Raw genomic sequence first — 6,000 nt, 5'->3', positions numbered from 1 at the left:
AATATCGCGATCGCAGCCTTCGGCTGCTAGAAAAAATAAACCCCTCCGAAAAAAGAGGGGTTTATCATCAATCTGAGGCGCATAAGCGCCTCTTTTAATTTGTGAGTCTTTCAGCATGTGGCTCGGCTAATTGAAATTAACCCGAGCCGTTAGCGATAAGCCAGAAATACTGCTTATTCTACGCCGCGAAGTAGCGCGTTGATACCTACTTTCGCGCGGGTCTTCGCATCTACTTTCTTCACGATGATAGCGGCGTAAAGGCTGTATTTACCATCTGCGCTTGGCAGGTTACCCGCCACGACTACTGAACCTGCTGGTACACGGCCATAGTGAACTTCACCGGTTTCGCGGTCATAAATACGAGTGCTCTGACCGATGTAAACGCCCATTGAGATAACAGAACCTTCTTCAACAATCACGCCTTCTACGATTTCAGAACGCGCGCCGATAAAGCAGTTATCTTCAATAATGGTGGGGTTAGCCTGAAGTGGTTCTAATACGCCGCCAATACCCACGCCACCTGAAAGGTGAACATTCTTACCAATTTGCGCACACGAGCCTACCGTCGCCCACGTATCAACCATGGTACCTTCGTCAACAAATGCACCAATGTTTACATAAGAAGGCATAACAACCGCGTTCTTACCTACGAATGTACCCGTACGTACCGCTGCTGGTGGAACAATACGCGCGCCGTCAGCCGCAAACTGTTCAGCAGTATAGTTTGTATACTTAAGCGGTACTTTGTCATAAAACTTACTTTCGGCGCCTTCAATCACATCGTTGTTGTGAAGACGGAAGAAAAGTAGAACAGCTTTTTTAAGCCATTGATGTACTACCCATTCGCCAGCAATTTTTTCTGCAACGCGCGCTTTACCTGTGTTTAAAAGGTCAATAGCTTGTGCTACTGCATCTCTTACTTCATCAGGTGCAGATGAAGGGCTAATGCTATCGCGATTTTCGAAGGCGTCTTCAATGATGGCTTTCAATTCATTCATGGTATTGTGATATCTTCAAGTTGGTCGAGTTTGAACAGGATACGCTTTTTAAGGTTCACCTGTTGTTCTTGGGTTAATGCTTTGCCAGCCTCATTGCTGACGATAAAAATATCTTCGGCTCGCTCGCCAATGGTGGCAATTTTCGCAAGCTTAAGCGTCATATTAGTATCAACGAATGCGTGACCAATTTTAGCTAAAATGCCCGGAGCGTCCAGGGCTTCTAACTCAATAAGCGTGGCTTCATCGTTGATATTGAAAAAGCGTACCTTAGTAGGCACGTCAAGTTGTTTCATTTGCCGAGGCAATTTACGTTTATTTTCGTGCGAACGCCCCGGCTTTTCAAGTTGGGCAGAAATAGCATTTTCAATGGACGCAATGCGAGACTCTGAGCTTATACGACTGCCGTCATTTTCAAGAATAAGCATGCTATCAAATACATAGCCGTCTCTAGTTACGGTAACGTGTGCGTCATGTATAGAACAGTTGCGACTGTCCAGCACTGAAGCGACTTGCGCAAACAAGGCCTTTCTATCTTTGCCGTAAACAAACACCTCGGTTCCACCTTTGGCGCTGTTATCATTGGCCTTAACTAACAAACCATCGTGCTCAGGTGTTAGCCATTCATTCTGAGCTTTAATAATTTCATCGGTATGCCATGCAATTTGCGTGGGCTTAAAGCGGACAAAGTAATCGTCGTCCAGGCGGGCCCACAATGCATCAATAGCAACAGGCTCAATAGCGCGCTCTTGCAAAATTTGCCTTGCTTGGTGTTTGTGAGTAGTTACTCGCTCGTTCAATGTTACTTGACACTGTAGTCCATTATCCAATGCCTTTTGCGTCATTAAATATAATTCGCGAAGTAAAGATGCTTTCCAGTCGTTCCAAAGATTGTCATTGGTGGCACGAATATCGGCAAGGGTTAGCGTATAAAGCAAATTAAGGTGATTGTGGCTTCTTACCGCGCCAGCAAACTCGCTTATAACGTCTGGGTCATAAATATCGCGGCGTTGGGCTACCACTGACATCAGTAGGTGGTTTTCTACAAGCCATGCAATCATTTCAGCATCGTCGCTGGGAACATCGTGTTGCTGACAGAACTTTGCTACATCTTGGGCGCCTAATGTGGAATGATCGCCATTTCTACCTTTGGCGATATCGTGGAAAATAGCAGCGATGTAAAGCACTTCTGGTTTATCGAGGTTTCTGCAAATTCTGCCGCAGCGCGGGAAGTCTTTATTTGCCTTTGAGAAAAAGTAGTTAACATGCTTCACTAATCGGTGAGTGTGTTCGTCCACCGTGTAGGCGTGAAACAGGTCGAACTGCATCATACCTACAATGGCATCCCATTCAGGAAGATAAGCTTGTAAAATGCCGTATTGATGCATGATGTCCCATGCAAAATCAAAGAACTCAGGCTGTTTCATTAAGCGCATGAATTTTTCGCGGCACAGTGGGCGCTCTACATAGTATTCTGCTTCAAAAGCGCGGTGAGCGTTGCGCAGCTGACGAATACAAATCGTACTGAGGCCTTGTACTTCTGGCGTGTTGGCCACCAAATGCAGAAAGTCCAAGATTGCTTCGGGAGAGGAGAACACGGTTTCGTGTCGTGGCGATATCATGTTATCGAGCAGCTCGAAATCTTCGTTTATGATCACGCTTTTCTGAACGCTTTGGTTCAGCATGTCGTACTTGAAGCGCTGAAGCAGCATTTGATTCAGTTCAGACACCCGCGCCACTGTGCGGAAAAAGTCCCGCATCATTTTCTCGACAGATGATTTGCCTTCTTCACCATATCCCATCATTTTTGCGACGTCAGGTTGGTAATCAAACAGCAGTCGGTTTTCGCTTCTGCCTGCAATCAGATGCAGTGCACAGCGCATTTTCCAAAGGTGCATGCGACAAGCAATTAACTCACTGTGCTCTTGCTCGGTAAAGTAGCCGTGGCCAACTAAGTTCCAGCCGTCGTATTCTTTAAAATGCTTTTTGGCGACCCAGCCAATAGATTGAATATCACGCAAACACCCGGGGTTTTCTTTGATGTTAGGTTCAAGGTTATAAGCGGTACCGTTGAATTTGGCGTGGCGTTTTTTCTGCTCGTCGTACTTGGCTGAGAAAAACGCTTTGCTCGACCATGAGTTTCGACCGTTAACTTCATCCCACAATTTATCAAAGGTGGCTTCACTGCCGCAAAGTAATCGGCTTTCCACTAAATTGGTCGCAATCGTAATATCGTCTTTTGCTAGCTTGACCGTTTCTTTGATAGTGCGAACTGACTGGCCAACATCTAATTTGATATCCCATAAAAGGGTGATGAACATGCCAATTTTTTCTTGTACATCGGGCTTAAGCTTCTTTTTACTAACTATGAGTAAATCGATGTCTGAATGAGGTTGCAGATGACCACGGCCGTAACCACCAACGGCGCAAAGCGATAATTCGTCGACGGTATCTAAACCATAAAGTTGCCAAAGATGACAAAGCAACGCATCGACGAACTGTGCACGACCGGTAACGAGTTGATTAACCGGCGTAGCGTCGAAGGACTCCGTTATCCAGGCATAACTGGCTTCCACGCACGATTTAATGGCGGGGATTTCATCAACAGAGCTAATTGTGTCGATATTCTTTATCAGTGATTGCAGCGTCAAAATACACCTTTGAAATAGACTTCTTTTTAGACGCTAAGAACAATAGCATGAATTGCTAGTAGTTCGCAGTAGCAAATTAATGCATAAGTTAGGTTGAATTGTGAATATTTATGGTTTTTTGTTATAGGTGTGTAGCGCAGTAAATATGAGGGGAGTGGGCACACGATGCCGAACTTTGATAGTTGGAATTTGAGCTAACGAGCCAATAAAAAAGCAGCCGCGAATTCAACGGCTGCTTTGCATAATTCGATAGACTCAATCTTCTGTAATCATATTTTTAACGCGATTATTCGAAACGTTATCAATATTGTCGAAGTCGATTTATCCGTGAGAAATGATGCGTTCCAAGGTTTCTTCTTCGCGAAGCGTAAGAATCTCAACGCCGGTTTCAGTGACCAATAGGGTGTGCTCCCATTGGGCGCTTAAACTTCTGTCTTTAGTTACCACAGTCCATTGGTCTGGTAGCACTTTTGAGTAGCGCTTGCCTGCGTTTACCATAGGTTCGATGGTAAAGCACATGCCTGGCTCTAACACATCACCCGTCCCTGGCTTACCGTAGTGAACAATTTGTGGTTCTTCGTGGAAACTAGCGCCAATACCGTGGCCGCAGTATTCACGAACTATTGAATAGTTATGCGCTTCAGCATGGGTTTGACAAATATGACCGATATCGCCAAGACGCATGCCCGGTTTCACTTGCTCAATAGCTTTGTACAAGCATTCTTGGGTAACGCGAATTAGGCGTTCTGCAAGAATAGAAGGCTTACCTACCACAAACATTTTTGACGTATCGCCATGATAGCCATCTTTAATAACTGTCACGTCGATATTAATGATGTCGCCGTCTTTCAGTTTCTTGTCAGAAGGAATACCGTGGCAAATACAGTGGTTTACCGACGTACAAATAGACTTTGGAAAAGGCGGGTGGCCGTAGTTTAAAGGCGCAGGTACCGCTTTTTGCTCATTTACAATGTAGTCGTGGCAAATAGTATTTAGCTCATCTGTGGTAACGCCTTTCTTTACGTAAGGCCCTATCATAGTAAGCACCTCGGCTGCCAATTTACCGGCTACGCGCATTTTTTCGATTTCTTCTGGGGTTTTGATAATAGCTGTCACAGCGCCTCTCAAATCGTTTGAAACTAGTTTGATGAAGAATTTTGATTACTTACGCATTATAACACTATTCAGGTCATTCTTAGTAAGGTGATGATATTGTTGGTTTTTATCTGCTAAAGGCAGAGGTGGAAAGCGAGCTCATTAAGGGTTCTATACTTTCTTTAACCTAAATACTTCAAATTGTCGCTTTTTACCCTCAAAACTTGAGGCTTAGGTGGTATTGTGGTATAAAGCGCGCGCCCTGACGGAAAGCTCATTTTGCCACGTGCATTTGGCACCGTTTTAGAGGGTAAATTTATTTTATTAAAACACACATATACCGACACTTCGTATCGGGGTGTTCAGTTCAATTTAGGTTGGTCTGAATCGATACAAGGGGTATATGGAGGCCTAACCCCAAGAGGAAAATAAAATGGCTAATGTTTCTATGCGTGACATGCTGAAAGCAGGTGTGCATTTCGGTCACCAAACTCGTTACTGGAACCCAAAGATGAAGCCTTTCATCTTCGGCGCTCGTAACAAAGTTCATATCATCAACCTTGAAAAAACGGTTCCACTTTTCAACAACGCACTTAACTACCTTTCAGGTGTTGCGTCTAAGAAAGGTAAAATCCTTTTCGTTGGTACTAAGCGCGCAGCTGGCGAAGCAGTTAAAGATGCTGCTCTTAAGTGCGACCAGTACTACGTAAACAAGCGTTGGTTAGGTGGTATGCTGACTAACTGGAAAACAGTACGTCAGTCAATCAAGCGTCTTAAAGATCTTGAGCAGCAAAGCCAAGACGGTACGTTTGAGAAGCTAACTAAGAAAGAAGCACTTATGCTTCAGCGCGAAATGGACAAGCTTGAAAACAGCCTTGGCGGTATCAAAGACATGGGCGGTCTTCCAGACGCGATCTTTGTTATCGACGCAGATCACGAGCACATTGCTGTAACAGAAGCTCGTAACCTAGGTATTCCTGTTGTTGGTGTTGTTGATACTAACTCTAACCCAGACGGTGTTGATTACATCATCCCTGGTAACGACGATGCTATCCGCGCTATCCAACTTTACTTGGATGCTGCTGCAAACGCTATCAACTCAGGTCGCGAAAGCAACCTTGAAGTACAAGCTGAGCAAGACGACTTCGTAGAAGCAGCAGAGTAATTCTGATTGCTTACTGTCATATCTTAATAATATGGCAGTACTACAATACGAAACGTATTGAGAGGGGCGACATCGCCCCTTTTACCTAACGAAT

At 44.6% G+C, this 6,000-nt stretch carries 4 protein-coding genes; 1 reads left to right on the top strand and 3 read right to left on the bottom strand.

Annotated features, from left to right (window positions below; genetic code table 11):
* Positions 1-173 precede the first annotated feature (173 nt).
* The 3 genes from dapD to map form a co-directional block, all read right to left on the bottom strand.
* Positions 174-998 carry a 2,3,4,5-tetrahydropyridine-2,6-dicarboxylate N-succinyltransferase gene (gene dapD / locus NO989_RS03390; protein WP_014948549.1) on the bottom strand — a complete coding sequence of 275 codons (825 nt, stop codon included), beginning with the start codon at positions 996-998 and terminating at the stop codon, positions 174-176.
* A complete protein-coding gene (gene glnD, locus NO989_RS03385; RefSeq protein WP_049585981.1) occupies positions 995-3,646 on the bottom strand; it encodes a [protein-PII] uridylyltransferase in 2,652 nt (883 codons plus the stop codon). The genes dapD and glnD overlap by 4 nt, the downstream gene beginning before the upstream one ends.
* Positions 3,647-3,967: 321 nt before the next feature.
* Positions 3,968-4,762 (bottom strand): type I methionyl aminopeptidase, encoded by a 795-nt coding sequence (map, locus tag NO989_RS03380; RefSeq protein ID WP_014948551.1) that lies wholly within the window; start codon positions 4,760-4,762, stop codon positions 3,968-3,970.
* Positions 4,763-5,174: 412 nt separating this feature from the next.
* Here map and rpsB point away from each other — a divergent pair, with 412 nt between their 5' ends.
* A complete protein-coding gene (gene rpsB, locus NO989_RS03375) occupies positions 5,175-5,906 on the top strand; it encodes a 30S ribosomal protein S2 (RefSeq protein ID WP_014948552.1) in 732 nt (243 codons plus the stop codon).
* The last annotated feature ends 94 nt before the right edge of the window (positions 5,907-6,000 follow it).

The sequence above is a fragment of the Alteromonas sp. DY56-G5 genome (genome assembly GCF_041414725.1).
In the GTDB taxonomy this organism is placed as follows: domain Bacteria; phylum Pseudomonadota; class Gammaproteobacteria; order Enterobacterales; family Alteromonadaceae; genus Alteromonas; species Alteromonas macleodii.
Note: the sequence above shows the minus strand (reverse complement) of the source record. Positions and strands in the feature narration are given on the sequence as shown.